Source organism: Anabaenopsis sp. NIES-4685, from assembly GCF_059725405.1.
Window position 1 is genome coordinate 4,328,885 of record NZ_AP043602.1, and the last position, 18,784, is coordinate 4,347,668.

At 43.7% G+C, this 18,784-nt stretch carries 10 protein-coding genes and 2 pseudogenes; 6 read left to right on the forward strand and 6 right to left on the reverse strand.

Going from position 1 to position 18,784, the window contains the following annotated elements:
* Window positions 1-2 precede the first annotated feature (2 nt).
* Both AC6IZ0_RS18715 and AC6IZ0_RS18720 read left to right on the forward strand, forming a co-directional pair.
* A complete protein-coding gene (locus AC6IZ0_RS18715; protein ID WP_497724356.1) occupies window positions 3-1,553 on the forward strand; it encodes an AAA-like domain-containing protein in 1,551 nt (516 codons plus the stop codon).
* A gap of 87 nt (window positions 1,554-1,640) precedes the next feature.
* On the forward strand, window positions 1,641-3,191 hold the full coding sequence (locus AC6IZ0_RS18720; RefSeq protein WP_497724357.1) for an AAA-like domain-containing protein: 1,551 nt from the start codon (window positions 1,641-1,643) through the stop codon (window positions 3,189-3,191).
* Between the two features lie 306 nt (window positions 3,192-3,497).
* Here the strand turns inward: AC6IZ0_RS18720 and AC6IZ0_RS18725 are convergent, their stop codons facing one another.
* Window positions 3,498-6,566, reverse strand: a complete 3,069-nt coding sequence (locus AC6IZ0_RS18725; RefSeq protein WP_497726106.1) for a Calx-beta domain-containing protein — start codon at window positions 6,564-6,566, stop codon at window positions 3,498-3,500.
* 174 nt (window positions 6,567-6,740) lie between these two features.
* Window positions 6,741-7,415: pseudogene (locus tag AC6IZ0_RS18730) on the reverse strand (hypothetical protein); the annotation flags it as partial.
* Between the two features lie 61 nt (window positions 7,416-7,476).
* Here AC6IZ0_RS18730 and AC6IZ0_RS18735 point away from each other — a divergent pair.
* Both AC6IZ0_RS18735 and AC6IZ0_RS18740 read left to right on the forward strand, forming a co-directional pair.
* Window positions 7,477-7,695 (forward strand): hypothetical protein, encoded by a 219-nt coding sequence (locus tag AC6IZ0_RS18735; RefSeq protein WP_497724358.1) that lies wholly within the window; start codon window positions 7,477-7,479, stop codon window positions 7,693-7,695.
* Window positions 7,696-8,613: 918 nt separating this feature from the next.
* Complete coding sequence (locus AC6IZ0_RS18740; RefSeq protein ID WP_497724359.1) at window positions 8,614-10,164, forward strand: ATP-binding protein; 1,551 nt, start codon at window positions 8,614-8,616, stop codon at window positions 10,162-10,164.
* A gap of 136 nt (window positions 10,165-10,300) precedes the next feature.
* Here the strand turns inward: AC6IZ0_RS18740 and AC6IZ0_RS18745 are convergent, their stop codons facing one another.
* The gene (locus AC6IZ0_RS18745; RefSeq protein WP_497724360.1) at window positions 10,301-10,723 is read right to left on the reverse strand and encodes a thermonuclease family protein; all 423 of its coding nucleotides are present in this window, start codon (window positions 10,721-10,723) and stop codon (window positions 10,301-10,303) included.
* A gap of 483 nt (window positions 10,724-11,206) precedes the next feature.
* Here AC6IZ0_RS18745 and AC6IZ0_RS18750 point away from each other — a divergent pair, with 483 nt between their 5' ends.
* Window positions 11,207-12,757 carry an ATP-binding protein gene (locus AC6IZ0_RS18750; RefSeq protein WP_497724361.1) on the forward strand — a complete coding sequence of 517 codons (1,551 nt, stop codon included), beginning with the start codon at window positions 11,207-11,209 and terminating at the stop codon, window positions 12,755-12,757.
* A 1,357-nt stretch (window positions 12,758-14,114) separates the two neighbouring features.
* Here the strand turns inward: AC6IZ0_RS18750 and AC6IZ0_RS18755 are convergent.
* Complete coding sequence (locus AC6IZ0_RS18755) at window positions 14,115-14,894, reverse strand: hypothetical protein (protein WP_280801415.1); 780 nt, start codon at window positions 14,892-14,894, stop codon at window positions 14,115-14,117.
* Window positions 14,895-15,278: 384 nt separating this feature from the next.
* On the opposite strand from AC6IZ0_RS18755, the gene AC6IZ0_RS18760 reads away from it, so the two are divergent.
* Complete coding sequence (locus tag AC6IZ0_RS18760) at window positions 15,279-16,082, forward strand: type 1 glutamine amidotransferase (protein WP_280792865.1); 804 nt, start codon at window positions 15,279-15,281, stop codon at window positions 16,080-16,082.
* A gap of 54 nt (window positions 16,083-16,136) precedes the next feature.
* On the opposite strand, the gene typA is transcribed toward AC6IZ0_RS18760, so the two are convergent.
* Together typA and AC6IZ0_RS18770 are read right to left on the reverse strand one after the other, a co-directional pair.
* Window positions 16,137-17,927: a translational GTPase TypA gene (gene typA / locus AC6IZ0_RS18765; protein ID WP_497724362.1), complete on the reverse strand. Its 1,791-nt coding sequence runs from the start codon at window positions 17,925-17,927 to the stop codon at window positions 16,137-16,139.
* 215 nt (window positions 17,928-18,142) lie between these two features.
* Window positions 18,143-18,712 (reverse strand): annotated as a pseudogene (locus AC6IZ0_RS18770) (Uma2 family endonuclease).
* Window positions 18,713-18,784: the final 72 nt, after the last annotated feature.

An 18,784-nucleotide genomic window follows, 5' to 3' on the forward strand; every position in this document is an offset into this window, starting at 1 on the left:
TTATGACTAAATGGTTTAACACCGCTGGCCCTTGTCAACCGGATATACACTATACCCTACCCACCAGTGAACGGTTACCAGAGTTAAAACGCCTGATTGCGCAGCGCAATTACTTTGTTATCCATGCACCCAGACAAACCGGTAAAACTACTGCCATGCTGACCTTGGCACAGGAGTTAACAGCCAGTGGTAAATATACCGCCGTGTTACTATCCTTAGAAGTGGGTGCAGTATTTCCCCATGATCCTGGAACTGCTGAAAGAGCAATTTTAGATGAGTGGAAACAGTCGGTTAAATTTCGCCTACCAGCTAACCTACAGCCCACTACATGGCCAGAAGTGGGTAATGGTTCCCAAATAGGCACATTTTTAAGCACTTGGGCGGCTGACTCACCCTTACCCTTGGTGGTATTCTTAGATGAAATTGACGCTTTAAGTGATGAAACTTTAATTTCTGTACTGCGCCAGTTACGCTCTGGTTATCCCAATGACCCCCAAGGTTTCCCCCAATGTGTGGCGTTAATTGGGATGCGGGATGTCCGGGATTATAAGGTAGCTTCCGGTGGTAGTGATAGGTTAAATACCTCTAGTCCCTTTAATATCAAGGTAGAGTCTTTAACTTTAAGTAATTTTACTTTAGAAGATGTTACTAACTTATACGAACAACACACTCAAGCCACAGGGCAAATATTTACCGCCGAAGCTATTAACCACGCTTACTATTTAACACAGGGTCAACCTTGGTTAGTTAATGCGATCGCCCGTCAGGTTACGGAATACTTAGCAGAAGATGTGAATATTCCCATCACGGTAGATTTAATCAATCAAGCTAAAGATATCTTAATTCAAAGGCAAGACACCCATTTAGATAGTTTAGCCGAGCGACTGCGGGAAGATAGGGTAAAAGCAATCATAGAACCTATTTTAGCCGGGGAGGAATTACCCAATACACCGGAAGACGATCGCCGTTATCTGTTAGATTTAGGTTTAGTGATTCGCAGTAAAGAGGGTGGGTTAAAGGTAGCTAACCCCATGTATCAAGAGGTCATCCCCAAGGTGTTAGCTCAGGGTACTCAAGATAGTTTACCGATGATTCAACCTAGTTGGTTAACACCCACAGGGGAATTAAACCCGCAAGTTCTATTAGAAACTTTTTTAGACTTTTGGCGACAACATGGGGAACCGTTATTTAAAAGCACTCCTTACCCAGAAATTGCGCCTCACTTAGTATTAATGGCATTTTTACACCGGGTGGTTAATGGTGGTGGTAGCTTAGAACGGGAATACGCTATAGGATCGGGGAGGATGGATATATGTTTAAGGTATGGGGATGTGGTCTTAGGGATGGAATTAAAGGTATGGAAGCAGGGTAAACCTGACCCCTTACCCCAAGGATTAATACAGTTAGATAAATATTTATCAGGTTTAAATTTAGATACAGGATGGTTAGTAATATTTGACCGTCGCCCTGATTTACCCCCGATAAGCGATCGCACTACCACGGAAATAGCCCTGAGTCCTCAAGGGAGAAATATCACAGTTATTCGGGGGTAGGTTTGGATTTGTCAACCGTCAACCGTCAACCGTCAACCGTCAACAATCATAGAAGTTATAATCAAATCAACCTATACGTAAACTTTTATGACTAAATGGTTTAATACCGCTGGCCCTTGTAAGCCAGATATCCACTATACCTTACCCACCAGTGAACGATTACCCCAATTAAAACGCCTGATTGAGCAACAAAATTACTTTGTCATCCATGCACCCAGACAAACCGGTAAAACTACTGCCATGCTGACCTTGGCACAGGAGTTAACAGCCAGTGGTAAATATACCGCCGTCTTACTATCCTTAGAAGTGGGCGCAGTATTTCCCCATGATCCTGGAACTGCTGAAAGGGCAATTTTAGATGAGTGGAAACAGTCGGTTAAATTTCACCTACCAACTAACCTACAGCCCACTACATGGCCAGAAGTGGGTACTGGCTCCCAAATTGGCACATTTTTAAGCACTTGGGCAACTGATTCACCCTTACCCCTGGTGGTATTCTTAGATGAAATTGACGCTTTAAGTGATGAAACTTTAATTTCTGTACTGCGCCAATTACGCTCTGGTTATCCCCGTCGCCCCCAAGGTTTCCCCCAATGTGTGGCGTTAATTGGGATGCGGGATGTCCGGGATTATAAGGTAGCTTCTGGTGGTAGTGATAGGTTAAATACCTCTAGTCCCTTTAATATCAAGGTGCGCTCTCTGACTTTAAGTAATTTCACTTTAGAAGATGTAAAAAGTCTATACGAGCAACACACTCAAGCTACCGGGCAAATATTTACCCCCGAAGCCGTTAACCACGCCTATGATTTAACTCAAGGTCAACCTTGGTTAGTCAATGCTTTAGCCAAGGAAGTTACAGAGTATTTAGCAGAAGATGTGAATATTCCCATCACTGTAGATTTAATCAATCAAGCCAAGGATATCTTAATTCAAAGGCAGGACACCCATTTAGATAGTTTAGCCGAGCGACTGCGGGAAGATAGGGTTAAGGCGATTATTCAACCCATGTTAGCCGGTGAGGAATTGCCAGATGTACCTAATGATGATATTCGTTTTCTCCTAGATTTAGGATTGTGTCGCTATCATCCCATCAAAGGTTTAGAAATTGCCAACCCCATATATAGAGAGGTTTTACCTAAAGTTTTAGCCTATACCCCGATTATGTCTTTAGGAGTGATTGAACCTGAATGGTTGAGTCCTAGTGGTGAATTAATCCCAGAAAAATTGTTAGACTTATTCTTAGACTTTTGGCGACAACATGGGGAACCATTATTTAAAAGCACTCCTTACCCAGAAATTGCGCCTCACTTAGTATTAATGGCATTTTTACACCGGGTGGTTAATGGTGGTGGGAGCTTAGAGCGGGAATACGCTATAGGATCGGGGAGGATGGATATATGTCTGCGTTATGGGGATGTGGTCTTAGGGATGGAATTAAAGGTATGGAAACAGGGTAAACCCGACCCCTTGCAGCAAGGATTAATACAGTTAGATAAGTATTTATCAGGATTAAATTTAGATACAGGATGGTTAGTAATATTTGACCGTCGCCCCGATTTACCCCCGATAAGCGATCGCACTACCACGGAAATAGCACTGAGTCCTCAAGGGAGAAATATTACAGTTATTCGGGGGTAGGTTTGGATTTGTTGACGGTTGACGGGGGGTAAGCTCCCCGACTTCTTAGATAATTGGCATAATCTCATATAAGTCCAGAAGTCGGGGATCTGTGGAGGGGGTAAGATCCCCGACTTCTAGCAAAATTTATCACTACCCCACAAGCTCATAGTCAGAAGTCGGGGATCTGTGTGACAGGGGTTTTTAACCCCTGGCGGGGTGGGTGTTGACTGTGCTGGGTAAGATCCCCGACTTCTAGCAAAATTTATCACTACCGGACAAGATCATAGTCAGAAGTCGGGGATATGAGTAACGGTCAACCGTCATCTATATTACGGTGCTGAACTGAGTTAAATGTGCTTGTATCTGGGTTAAATCCCTGGTAGCATCAGGGGCGATCGCACCTTCAATTAATTTGTCACCAGGGAAAGCAGTAGAACCAAACAGATGGCGTACTATCATAATGCCATCGGAAAGGGCTTTAATTTCTCCATTCCCGTCAATATCTAGGTATTGGTTATCTACCCCTTGTTGTAAGTAGGCTTGAATTTCTGCTAGGTTGCGAGTAGCGTTAGGAGCGATCGCACCTTCAGTTAATTTTTCACCGGGGAAAGCAGTAGAACCAAACAGATGGCGTACTATCATAATGCCATCGGAAAGGGCTTTGATTTCTCCATTCCCGTCAATATCAAAATTCCACTCCTGCTTACTGACTAAAATCGGGTCTGCTTCTAGGCTATAACCAGGGGCTAAATTATCGGAACTAAGATTAAGTTGAGTTTCAGTAAAGTTACCAGTGGTGGTAAAGTTGAAATCCGCTAACTTTAACGGTAGGGTTTGGTTAGGCCAGTTACCAGCAAAGTCAGTATAGCCAAATTGGATAAACTTGTTAGTATTGGGGTCGTTGTCAAAGTCACTCGTATCATCTCGGTCTGATAGGGGAATAAATAGATTATTACTGAAGAGGTTTTCTACAGTTTGGAAATTCAGTTCATCAGAATTGTAGTGCAACCGCAGACTAATACCCGTGACGGTGTTGTCACCTGTGGAAGTCTTATAGAACAGGGGAATAGATACGTTACCGCCAGGAGCAGCAGTTAAATTGTCTAATGATGTAATTTGTTGGCGATCGCCCTCCACTGGTGGTGTATCATCATTCCTAATTGTCCCCGTAGCAGCAGCAGTGGTAATGGTGGCGTTACTAGGGTTAGAGAGGGTAACGGTAAAGGTTTCGTCTAGTTCTACTACCGTATCACCACTGACATTGACTGTAATTACTTGAGATGTTTCCCCATCTGCAAAGGTGACTGTACCTGATGGTAATTCTCCACCTTCAAAGTCATCAGCAGTAGCAGGGTTGTCACCTGTACCTGTAACTTCCCAGTTAGCACTACTTGTACCTGTATCCCCAGTGCGGGTAACTGTGAAGGTGAAGGCGGTAGTACCTGAGTCACCTTCTGACTGTATGGCGTTGGTGGGGGCGATTATCCCTATAGATGGTTGATCATTTGGGACTTGAGTAAACTGACTCACATCGATAATTTTTAACCCGCCCGCACTATCAGCCACATAGGCGTAGTTCCCCACTACTTGTACACCATAACCATAGTCAGAGGTATTGTAACCGCCGGTGCGGGTGGGGTTAGCGGGGTTGCTGATATCTATGATTTGCAATCCTTCATAACCATCAGCGACATAGGCGTAGTTCCCCACTACTTGTACATCCTGAGCCCAGCCAGTGGTATCGTAACCGCCGGTGCGGGTGGGGTTAGCGGGGTCGCTGATATCAATAATTTGCAATCCTGCACTCAGATCAGCCACATAGGCGTAGTTCCCCACTACTTGTACATCCTGAGCCCAGCCAGAGGTATCGTAACGCCCCGTGGGGGTGGGGTTAGCGGGGTTGCTGATATCAATGATTTGCAATCCTGCATCATTATCAGCCACATAGGCGTAGTTCCCCACTACTTGTATACCATAAGCCTCGCCAGAGGTATCGTAACCGCCGGTGCGGGTAGGGTTGGCGGGGTCGCTGATATCGATGATTTGCAATCCTGCAAACCCATCAGCGACATAGGCGTAGTTCCCCACCACTTGTAGATCCTGAGCTTTATAGGTATGATAATCGCCCGTGGGGGTGGGGTTAGTGGGGTTGCTGATATCAATGATTTGCAATCCTGCAAACCCATCAGCGACATAGGCGTAGTTCCCCACTACTTGTACACCCCAAGCAACGCCAGAGGTATCGTAACGCCCCGTGGGGGTGGGGTTAGCGGGGTTGCTGATATCAATGATTTGCAATCCTGCATCATTATCAGCCACATAGGCGTAGTTCCCCACTACTTGTACATCCCTAGCATAGCCAGAGGTATCGTAACGCCCCGTGGGGGTGGGGTTAGCGGGGTCGCTGATATCAATGATTTGCAATCCTGCATCATTATCAGCGACATAGGCGTAGTTCCCCACTACTTGTACATCCCTAGCATAGCCAGAGGTATCGTAACGCCCCGTGGGGGTGGGGTTAGCGGGGTCGCTGATATCAATGATTTGCAATCCTGCATCATTATCAGCGACATAGGCGTAGTTCCCCACTACTTGTACACCCACAGCAGAGCCAGAGGTATCGTAACCCCCGGTGCGGGTGGGGTTAGCGGGGTTGCTGATATCAATGATTTGCAATCCTGTAAAACCATCAGCCACATAGGCGTAATTCCCCACTACTTGTACACCCAAAGCAATACCAAAGGTATCGTAACCCCCCGTCAGGGTGGGGTTAGCGGGGTTGCTGATATCTATGATTTGCAATCCTGTAAAACCATCAGCCACATAGGCGTAATTCCCCACTACTTCTACATCCCAAGCAATACCAAAGGTATCGTAACGTTCGGTAAGTGTGGGGTTAGCGGGGTCGCTGATATCGATGATTTGCAATCCTGCACCACCATCAGCCACATAGGCGTAATTCCCCACTACTTTTACACCCAAAGCAGACCCAGAGGTATCGTAACGTTCGGTAAGTGTGGGGTTAGCGGGGTTGCTGATATGAATAATTTGCAATCCTGCTTCACCATCAGCGACATAGGCGTAGTTCTCCACTACTTCTACACCCCTAGCGTTAGAGGTATCGTAACGTTCGGTAAGTGTGGGGTTAGCGGGGTTGCTGATATCGATGATTTCTAAAGTATCTCCCACTGCGTAAGCATAGTTACCTACCACTGTGACAGCATTGGCAAAGCTTAACCAATCCCACATCCCTACTAAGGTTACTTCCATCTGATTTAAGACGTAGCTGGTAACATCAGTAACGGTGGAGGTATTACCAACCGCGTCTGTAGCGGTAATTCCCAGAGTCAAACTGTTAGGTGCGGTTTCAGAGTCGGTGGCTACAGCGGCCACACCTGCTGCTTGGCTTTTTGGAGCGATCGCCTGCGGAAGATTTGTTAATAAGTTATCACTTTGGTCATCATTTTGAATTGTCCCGGTAAGATTAAAGATGGTAATCGTGGCGTTATCGGAGTCTGATAGGGTAAAAGTAAAGTTTTCATCTGGTTCTACTTCTGTATCACCAGCAACATTGACTGCAATCTCTTGATATATTTCCCCATCTGCAAAGGTGACTACACCTGATGGGAATACTCCATCTGCAAAGTCATCAGCTGTAGCGGGGTTTTCTCCTGTACCTGTAACTTCCCAATTAAAAGTGCTTGTACCTGTGGTGTTCCCTGTGCGGATGACTGTAAAGGTGAAGGGGGTAAGTTCTTCATTACCTTCTGGTTGTACTCCATTGGTCTGGGCGATACTGATGAAGGTCGGTATTGATATTTCAGGTATTGATATTTCAGGTATTGATATTGGCGGTATTGATATTCCAGGTATTGATATTCCAGGTATTGATATTGGCGGTATTGATATTGCAGGTGTTGATATTACAGGTATTGATATTGGCGGTATTGATATTCCAGGTATTGATATTGGCGGTATTGATATTGCAGGTATTGATATTACAGGTATTGATATTCCAGGTATTGATATTTCAGGTATTGATATTACAGGTGTTGATATTACAGGTATTGATATTCCAGGTATTGATATTCCAGGTATTGATATTCCAGGTATTGATATTCCAGGTATTGATATTCCAGGTGTTGATATTACAGGTATTGATATTGGGGGTAAAGTAACTTCTGTAGTCTCACTTTCAGGTATAATATTTTCTAACAGCTTTGTCAATCCCATGTTAAGCATAATTCCTCCTAAGTAATTTAGTCAAATTTAGTCATCTATCCTAGAGTAGATATTCAAGAATATGAATCATAGCTCAAGGCGATCGCTATCTATCAGAGATGGCAAACCCGCCCTGTTCGGTGTGTTCCCTAATGGGAATCAAGGTGCTACTCCAGAATGTTTTGATAGGACTTTCTCCAGCTTGAGTAGGGGCAGCTATGGAATGTATAAAATTATCCTTGATTTTTATACTCATCATCAACCTTGGGCGATCGCCATGGGAACACAGCAAAACCTGTGATTATAGCCTATAAAACTCGATTCATGGATTAAATTACCGGATTTATGATACCACAATTAATTTAACTCTAATTGAAAAATGTATTTTTTTTACATTTGAAAACCTACATATACGATTTAAGTAATTTAGTCATCTATCCTAGGGTAGATTTTTGAGAATATGAATCATAGGTCAAGGCGATCGCGATGTAAGTATAATACATCGTCTTTCATCTGAGTGAGATAGAAAATGGCGGGCAAGATGCCCACCCCACAAGATTTATCATCTTAAGGTATGTTACTTTATTTACTTTACAAGTGCTGTAAGCATTAGATTAGCCGGGGAATGAATTCCCCGGCTAATAGCGAAAGTCCACTGAAAGTGGACTGGTGAGTTACATATAATACTTTAGGCAATGATTGTTAACCCTATTTATAATCTTATATAGCAATCCTAAATGATTCATGAACAATTTCTGTTCCCTGTTCCCTGTTCGGTGTGTTCCCTTTCCTCACTGATAATTTCTCAAGTCAAATAGGATGACTATATTTAACACTGAGTCGGATTTATCCGACTTTAACTATTAGACGCGCCCGAAGGTTGTTTAATAAGTGTTGATATGTAATTTTCATCACTAGCTGGGCAATATCCCCGACTTCTACGAAAGTTTATAGTTACCTGACAAGATCATGGTGAGAAGTCGGGGATATGAGTAACTAATAAAAGCGATCGCTTTGGACACGCACAGGGTAAAAGCAGCTTGACCTCGTTTCCATTCAAATAATGTCCCCAGGGAGTGGAGACCCCTCACCGCGGTAATGCGATCGCATATTCCCTAAAAGTTTCCATTAACCTCTGACCCGTCAACCGCCAACAGTCAACAGTCAACCGTCAACCGTCATCACAGTTATAATCAAATCAACCTATACGTAAACTTTTATGACTAAATGGTTTAACACCGCTGGCCCTTGTAAGCCAAATATCCACTATACCCTACCGACCAGTCAACGGTTACCCCAATTAAAACGCCTGATTGAGCAAGAGAATTACTTTGTCATCCATGCACCCAGACAAACCGGTAAAACCACTGCCATGCTCACCCTAGCACAGGAATTAACAGCCAGTGGTAAATATACCGCCGTCATGGTATCCGCAGAGGTAGGCTCTGCTTTTCCCGATCAGCCAGAAGTAGCAGAAAGAAGGATTTTAGATGCTTGGCAAGATGCTATTGACTGTTGGCTACCAACAGAATTACAACCACCTTTCTTAACTAATGGTAATCCACCTCAACGTATTGGCTCTTTCCTTAAATCTTGGGCAGAAACTTCTAAGCGCCCCTTAGTAGTGTTTATTGATGAAATTGACTCTCTGCAAAATCAAACTTTAATTAATGTCTTAAGACAGTTAAGGGACGGTTTCCCCCGTCGCCCCCAGAGCTTCCCCCAATGTGTGGCGTTAATTGGGATGCGGGATGTCCGGGATTATAAGGTAGCTTCTGGTGGTAGTGATAGGTTAAATACCTCTAGTCCCTTTAATATCAAGGTGCGCTCTCTGACTTTAAGTAATTTCACCTTAGAAGATGTAAAGAGTCTATACGAGCAACACACTCAAGCTACCGGGCAAATATTTACCCCCGAAGCCATTAACCACGCCTATGATTTAACTCAAGGTCAACCTTGGTTAGTCAACGCTTTAGCTAAGGAAGTTACAGAATATTTAGCGGAAGATGTGAATATTCCCATCACTGTAGATTTAATCAATCAAGCTAAAGATATCTTAATTCAAAGGCAGGACACCCATTTAGATAGTTTAGCCGAGCGACTGCGGGAAGATAGGGTAAAAGCAATCATAGAACCTATTTTATCTGGGGAAGAGTTACCCAACACACCGGAAGACGATCGCCGTTATCTGTTAGATTTAGGTTTAGTAATTCGCAGTAAAGAGGGCGGGTTAAAGGTAGCTAACCCCATGTATCAAGAGGTCATCCCCAAGGTGTTAGCTCAGGGTACTCAAGATAGTTTACCGATGATTCAACCCAGTTGGTTAACACCCACAGGGGAATTAAACCCGCAAGTTCTATTAGAAACTTTTTTAGACTTTTGGCGACAACATGGGGAACCGTTATTTAAAAGTACCCCTTACCCAGAAATTGCGCCTCACTTAGTATTAATGGCATTTTTACACCGGGTGGTTAATGGTGGGGGTAGCTTAGAACGGGAATACGCTATAGGATCGGGGAGGATGGATATATGTCTGCGTTATGGGGATGTGGTCTTAGGGATGGAATTAAAGGTATGGAAACAGGGTAAACCCGACCCCTTGCAGCAAGGATTAATACAGTTAGATAAATATTTATCAGGTTTAAATTTAGATACAGGATGGTTAGTAATATTTGACCGTCGCCCTGATTTAGCACCAATAAGCGATCGCACTACCACGGAAATAGCCCTGAGTCCTCAAGGGAGAAATATTACAGTTATTCGCGGATAACCTAGTCATTTATCCGTCAACGCTTCGACTCCCATCACCGACCACCGTCAACCTTCAACAAAACAGCTGCTAGCGATCGCTGTAACAAAAGCCATGAGTGTCCCCAAGGGATGGGGGCTTTTTCTGAGTTTTTTCTTCAGGTTGAGCTTGAGAATGCATTTCTTTTGGCTTCCAACAAAGCAAAATCTTTTTTCTTTGTGCCGCCATCATATTCCCAAGCGTATCCCTCTTCGATCATACGATCATTAAGACATACACCATCAACATATAACCTGCCAAGAATTCTACCATATTTCTCGGTGCTATCTGGAAGTTCTGTTTTGATCAGGATTTCTTTTTTCCCATCTAAATTCTTCTGAAGCCATTGTTTAACTTCAAGACCGAGTTTCTTTTCATAGGTATTACTTGTCCTGCATTCTGGGGTATCGACAGCAGCAAGACGAATTCGCTTAGTCAGGGAGATGTTAAAACCAAGATCAATATCAGCGTCAATGGTGTCACCATCTACAACTTTGTGAACTGATCTGATTTTATAAACGTAAGGTTCTTTGTCAGTCATATGATTAGAAGATTTTAAACTTCTGTCTATTTAGTTTGGAAATGTTTCCATGTAATTGGTGTCCCCTGGGCATGGGAATTACCCGATTTTAAACCCTGACAGTGTATAAGTCTAGAGGTAGTTGGCGATAGCGTGGCTTACCATAGGCGATCGCGCTTAAAATTTAGTAATTTATCCCCCATGAGTGAGAGAACTACCACGGAAATAGTCCTGAGTCCTCAAGGGAGAAATATTACAGTTATTCGGGGGTAGGTTTGGATTTGTCAACCGTCAACGGTATGGCTAACGCCACGCTATCGCTATCGACTCCGCTCACCGACCACCGTCAACGGTATGGCTAACGCCACGCTATCGCTATCGACTCCGCTCACCGACCACCGTCAACGGTATGGCTAACGCCACGCTATCGCTATCGACTCCGCTCACCGACCACCGTCAACAATCATAGAAGTTATAATCAAATCAACCTATACGTAAACTTTTATGACTAAATGGTTTAACACCGCTGGCCCTTGTCAACCGGATATACACTATACCCTACCGACCAGTGAACGGTTACCAGAGTTAAAACGCCTGATTGCGCAGCGCAATTACTTTGTTATCCATGCACCCAGACAAACCGGTAAAACTACTGCCATGCTCACCCTAGCACAGGAATTAACAGCCAGTGGTAAATATACCGCCGTCATGGTATCCGCAGAGGTAGGCTCTGCTTTTCCCGATCAGCCAGAAGTAGCAGAAAGAAGGATTTTAGATGCTTGGCAAGATGCTATTGACTGTTGGCTACCAACAGAATTACAACCACCTTTCTTAACTAATGGTAATCCACCTCAACGTATTGGCTCTTTCCTTAAATCTTGGGCAGAAACTTCTGTGCGCCCTTTAGTAGTGTTTATTGATGAAATTGACTCTCTGCAAAATCAAACTTTAATTAATGTATTAAGGCAATTAAGGGACGGTTTTCCCCGTCGCCCCCAGAGCTTCCCCCAATGCGTAGCCTTAATTGGGATGCGGGATGTACGTGATTATAAGGTAGCTTCCGGTGGTAGTGACAGGTTAAATACCTCTAGTCCCTTTAATATCAAGGTAGAGTCTTTAACTTTAAGTAATTTTACTTTAGAAGATGTTACTACATTATACGAACAACACACTCAAGCCACAGGGCAAATATTTACCGCCGAAGCTATTAACCACGCTTACTATTTAACACAGGGTCAACCTTGGTTAGTTAATGCGATCGCCCGTCAGGTTACAGAGTATTTAGCAGAAGATACCAATATCCCCATCACTGTAGATTTAATCAATCAAGCTAAAGATATACTAATTCAAAGGCAGGACACCCATTTAGATAGTTTAGCCGAGCGACTGCGGGAAGATAGGGTTAAGGCGATTATTCAACCCATGTTAGCTGGGGAAGAATTACCAGATGTACCTAATGATGATATTCGTTTTCTCCTAGATTTAGGATTGTGTCGCTATCATCCCATCAGAGGTTTAGAAATTGCCAACCCCATATATAGAGAGGTTTTACCTAAAGTTTTAGCCTATACCCCGATTATGTCTTTAGGGGTGATTGAACCTGAATGGTTGAGTCCTAGTGGTGAATTAATCCCAGAAAAATTGTTAGACTTATTCTTAGACTTTTGGAGACAACACGGGGAGCCATTATTTAAAAGCACTCCTTACCCAGAAATTGCGCCTCACTTAGTATTAATGGCATTTTTACACCGGGTGGTTAATGGTGGTGGTAGCTTAGAACGGGAATACGCTATAGGATCGGGGAGGATGGATATATGTTTAAGGTATGGGGATGTGGTGTTAGGGATGGAATTAAAGGTATGGAAGCAGGGTAAACCTGACCCCTTACCCCAAGGATTAATACAGTTAGATAAATATTTATCAGGTTTAAATTTAGATACAGGATGGTTAGTAATATTTGACCGTCGCCCTGATTTACCCCCGATAAGCGATCGCACTACCACGGAAATAGCCCTGAGTCCTCAAGGGAGAAATATCACAGTTATTCGGGGGTAGGTTTGGATTTGTTGACGGTTGACGGTTGACGGTTGACGGTTGACGGTTGACGGTTGACGGTTGACGGTTGACTGGGAAGATGTGTGATAACAATCATTGGATTAGCCGGGGAATGAATTCCCCGGCTAATAGCGAAAGTCCACTGAAAGTGGACTCTTGGGTTGACAAATCTTTATATTCAGCCCAAACGGGGCTTAATCATTAATTCGTTTCCATTCAATTGATGTCTCTAGGGAAACGTCAATTAATCCATACAATTCTCAATGCGATCGCGTTTCTCTTCTCACTGTTCGAGTGGGAAATATCCCCGACTTCTCTAAGAAGTCGGGGATCTTGTCCTAGGTTTCCATTCAAATAATGTCCCCAGCGAGTGGGGACTAACACTAACTAGCAAATCCTATTATATCAACTAACTGTTTCCATTCAAATAATGTCCCCAGCGAGTGGGGACATAAAATAATAATCTTAACAATTCAGGCGTTGTTAAGTTTCCATTCAAATAATGTCCCCAGCTAGTGGGGACATAAATATACGTAAAAACACTTGACATATACGTATAAGTTTCCATTCAAATAATGTCCCCAGCGAGTGGGGACCCTTGCATTTTAAACCATTACCCTGTAAGAAGTCTAGAGGCAGTTTCCGATAGCGATAGCGTGGCGTTAGCCAGGTTCAGAAAAACCGGCGGCTGAAATGGACTTTACCCCAGTCTGTCAAAGGCTGAAACCCTTATACAGCAAGCGACCGAGGTTAATCGGCACTCGTCAGATTGACGATGTCAGAACATTAGAATCACTATTTCAGCTATTTTGATTGAACTTCGGTAGTAGTTAACTGGTGCATTAAAACAGCCCCTAGGCGATGTTAAAGGCGATGGTCTTAACCTCTGACCCGTCAACCGTCAACATTTGTACTGTTAGAGTTAACACCTAGTCGGATTTATCCGACTTTAGCTATCAGACAGGGGTTTTTAACCCCTGGCGGGGTGGGCGTTGACTGTAGGCGATCGCTGCTGTGGGTGTTGACTGTGCTGGGTAATATCCCCGACTTCTAGCAAAATTTATCACTACCCCACAAGCTCATAGTCAGAAGTCGGGGATATGAGTCACCCAGTCGGATTTATCCGACTTTAGCTATCAGACAGGGGTTTTTAACCCCTGGCGGGGTGGGCGTTGACTGTAGGCGATCGCTGCTGTGGGTGTTGACTGTGCTGGGTAATATCCCCGACTTCTAGCAAAATTTATCACTACCCCACAAGCTCATAGTCAGAAGTCGGGGATATGAGTCACCCAGTCGGATTTATCCGACTTTAGCTATCAGACAGGGGTTTTTAACCCCTGGTTCTTCTGACACTGACTTAGACTAAATAACTGGTGTTGGGAACGATGGGAAAGAAGGCGTATTCATACCAAGCAGTCCAGATAAAACTTCTAATCCATCTGTGATATTTCTCAGCACTGATTTGATAGTTAAATTCTCCCTCAGAGATATCAATAGAAGATAGATGAGAATTACAACCGCAACCATGATGATAGGTAAAACCATATTTAGAGGCGATGCTTTGCACTTTCATTTGCACAGCAAAAACTTTACCCGCGTGTAAGACAGCATCCCAAGAGCGTTTGTGTGCTATATCACGTTGATCAAAGCGTAAAGCTCGTTCTTCAAATATATGATCTCGGTAAATTGGCGCGAGGTGGACATGATAGAAACTAGCGGGTAGTTCGTAGCCAAACTCATCAAACAGTTCTCTACCTATGAGTGCGACTTTCACCTCATGGGCGAATTCTCTACCCTGGGATTTTACATCTGCGAGAACTTGTTTAAAATCTGGATAGCTAGAAATCAAGAAATCATGACCATAAAATTCTAGGGTTTCATAACCTAGTTGACCAAATAGCTGGGAAAATGCTGATTTAAAAGGCGCTAATTCTGGACGTTCACTAAATAAGTCTACATCACCCCGCCCCAGTTTATATTGGAATAACTGAGCCATTTCTACGTAAGTCTGGGGGTGATCTAGTCCCACATTTGCAACCCCTGCGGCTATATTTTGCCATATGGGAGGTAATTGGGAGACGGGGACGGCGTTTTCTCCAGCAATGATTGGAATATTAGGAGCTGTAATAACTTGCATAAGTAATCCCGATTATAATTTGTTGGCTGGAAAATTAACAAATATAGCATTTACCATGCTCGTGAGGTACATTTTTTTTAGTTTGAGGGAACAGGGAACACCGGAACAGGGAATTGGTGTGTACTTCATGAGCCTGAAAAAGGCTTTAAATCTTGGAGATAGCCGGAAACACTCTGACAGTATGGTGAATATATGACAAAAAAACTGTTACATAGAATACTAATTGCTGAGGTTTAATTCAACGCTGGCAGATTTTAGCTATGTATAATACCCGAAGGTTGTCATGGTTCCCGATGTTTGGAAGTCAAAATGTATGTGTGTTTATGGGTGGTTAATCTGAGTAGTAGCCAAGTTATTAGTTATAATTGGGGTAATTGAGGTTTTATGAGTTCTACTTTAGAATTAGTTATCGGCTGGTTGTATCCTCGACTGATGAGTACCTATGGCGATCGCGGTAATGTGATTACCATCGAACGTCGCGCCCAGTGGCGGGGGTATAATGTGAGGGTGGTTCCCCTAGACCAAAATTCTACCGCTGCTGATATTCGCAGTGTAGATATTATTGTTGGTGGTGGCGCACAGGACCGCCAACAAGAAATTGTCATGCGCGATTTACAGGGCGCAAAAGCGGAGGCTATGGGTGATAAAATTCACAATGGTACACCGGGAGTATTTACCTGTGGTTCTCCCCAACTGTTGGGTAAATATTACGAACCTGCTTTAGGGAAGCGGATTGAAGGTTTAGGAATCTTTGATTTAGTCTCTGTACATCCCGGTGAAAATACTCAACGCTGTATTGGTAATTTGGTAGTTGAAGTTACAGCTAATCGCTTAGGGCGGGAATTAGCAGAGATGACCGGAACTAAACCCTATTTAGTGGGTTTTGAGAATCACGGGGGACGCACTCGCCTAGGTGAAGTGGAAGCTTTGGGGCGTGTGGTCTATGGTTTGGGTAATAATGGTGAGGATGGGACTGAGGGCGCATTTTATCAGAATGCGATCGCCACTTATTCCCACGGTCCTCTGTTACCTAAAAATCCTTTTGTCGCTGACTGGTTGATTCAAACTGCTTTGCGGCTGAAGTATCAACAGGCGATCGCCTTGTCACCACTAGATGATAGTCTAGCCTTACAAGCGCGATCGGCAATGTTAAAGCGGTTAAACCTCAGTTTAACACATTCGGTTTAACCGTGGATAGAAGTTTCCAACCCATCCCTGGGGATGGGTTTGGGGGTGGGGTTTTTAACGTTTCGCGAATTTCTTGGTGACTTTGCGTAAACGAATTGATTCCGGTGTGACTTCCACCAATTCATCTGAACCAATGTACTCTAAAGCTCTCTCTAAACTCATTTCTATTGGTGTTTGCAATTGTACCAGTTCATCCCCACCGGAGGCGCGGTGATTGGTTAATTGCTTGGTTTTACACACATTTAACTCTAAGTCTTGGGGGCGATTATGTTCTCCAATAATCATACCCTTATAAACTTTGGTTCCGGGAGTGATAAAGAATGCGCCTCTATCTTCTGCGTTTTTCATGGCGTAGAATGTAGAAACACCTTCTTCAAATGCAATCAGAACCCCTTTGTTCCGGGTTTCAATGTCACCGGTGATGGGACGATAATCATGGAAACTGTGGTTCATAATCCCTTCACCACGGGTTAACCGCATGAATTCACCCCGGAAACCAATTAAACCCCGGGCGGGAATGATAAACTCTAACAGGGTGCGACCATTCCCAATCACTTGCATATCTTGCATTTCGCCTTTGCGTTGTCCTAGGCGTTCAATACAGCTACCTACTGCATCTTCGGGAACGTCCAGCGCTAGGAGTTCAAAGGGTTCGCAAGGTTGACCGTTGATTTCTCGGTAAATTACCTGTGGTTGAGATACTTGGAACTCGAAACCTTCTCGGCGCATGGTTTCGATTAAAATCCCCAAATGTAATTCACCCCGACCGGAAACTTGGAATTTATCGGGGGAGTCAGTTTCTTCTACTCGTAGGGCGACGTTAGTTTCTAATTCCCGCAACAGGCGATCGCGTACCTGTCTGGATGTTACCAGTTTACCTTCTTGACCGGCAAAAGGTGAATCATTCACCCAGAAAGTCATTTGTAAAGTGGGTTCATCCACTTTAATTAAAGGTAAAGCTTGGGGTTCGTTGGGGTCGGTAATAGTCTCGCCAATATAAGCATCACCAAAACCAGCTACCGCCACAATATAACCCGCGGTGGCTTCTTCCATTTCCACCCGCTTGAGTCCTTCAAATCCCATTAATTTGGTAATTTTGGACTTGACAATAGTACCATCTTCCTTTACTAAAGCCGCCTGTTGTCCAGTGCGGATAGTACCATTATGGATTCTACCAATCACAATCCGTCCCAGATATTCCGAATAATCTAGGGTGGTGACTTGCAATTGTAGAGGTTTGTTAATATCCCCTACAGGAGGTGGAACGTGTTGTAAAATGGCATTAAACAAAGGCTGCATATCTACCGCTTCCCCTTCCATGGTTTCCTTGGCGTAACCGCCCATACCAGAAGCAAATAGATAGGTAAAATCACATTGGTCTTCATCTGCACCTAATTCTAGGAACAGATCCAAAACCTTATCTACAGCCACATGGGGGTCACCCTGGGCGCGGTCAATTTTGTTAATCACGACAATGGGGCGCAGTCCCTTTTCTAACGCTTTTTTCAATACAAAGCGCGTCTGGGGCATAGGACCCTCATTAGCATCTACAATTAACAGACAACCATCCACCATACCTAGTACCCGTTCCACTTCGCCGCCAAAGTCGGCGTGTCCGGGGGTATCCACAATGTTAATTAATGTGTCTTTGTAGCGAACAGCTGTATTTTTAGAGAGAATGGTAATACCCCGCTCCCGTTCTAGGGCGTTGGAGTCCATGACACAATCCGGAACGTCTTCACCTTCTCGGAAAATACCAGATTGTTTGAGGAGCGCATCAACCAGGGTAGTTTTGCCGTGGTCAACGTGGGCGATGATGGCGACGTTGCGAATTGGGAGCGTCATAGGAGCTTTTAGTGAACTCAAGAGGGGGTTTTCAGTTTTCAATGTCAATACGAGTCGCTGTAACAGAACTATTGTTAATTAGCAACTTCTGTAAAGAACCTTTAATAATTCTAGCTTAATTGTCACAATTCCGGGGGGTTTTCTGTAAACTTCTCCAGAAATAAATATGTTCATCCCTAGGTTATCTATCAAGTGCGTCTTAATTAATACCAAATTTATTTCACTTGCAACCAACTAAATATCTGTCTTACCTCTAACCGCCAATCTTTTAACACATCAAGCACAGGTAATATATCAGTATTGTATTTGACCTCTGGTAATTGTTGAGGTTGAAATACCATCACGGATTTATCATTAGGGTCAATAAACCAACCTAACTTAGTCCCCTGCTGCATACAAAAAATAATTTTATTAATTACGTAATTTGGCGATTGGTCGGGTGATAAAATTTCAATAGTCCAATCTGGATAACTTTCAAACTTATTGGCAATTTCTCCATCTTCATCGGTGGGGATGCGTGACCATGCAAATACAGCAATGTCCGGCACTAAAGAACCTCCCCCAAAGGTGCAGCGTAATTCAGTTAGTGCTAAGGCTTATTTTTGGGGTTCACCCACCTGATTAATATTAGTTGATAAACAAGTTTGGATTCTGCTATGTTTCCCTTGGGGCATTGGTTTTTGGTAGATGCAGCCATCAATATACTCCCTGGGCGGTTTAGTATCTGATAATTTCAGAAATTCTCCCAGGGAGATATCGCCAGTTACCTGAGTTGACAGTTCCATCAGCAATTACTCCTGTAGGCAAACCATAACCCCACCCTCAAGACTATTGAGCCTTTTTGTCCAAGATATTTT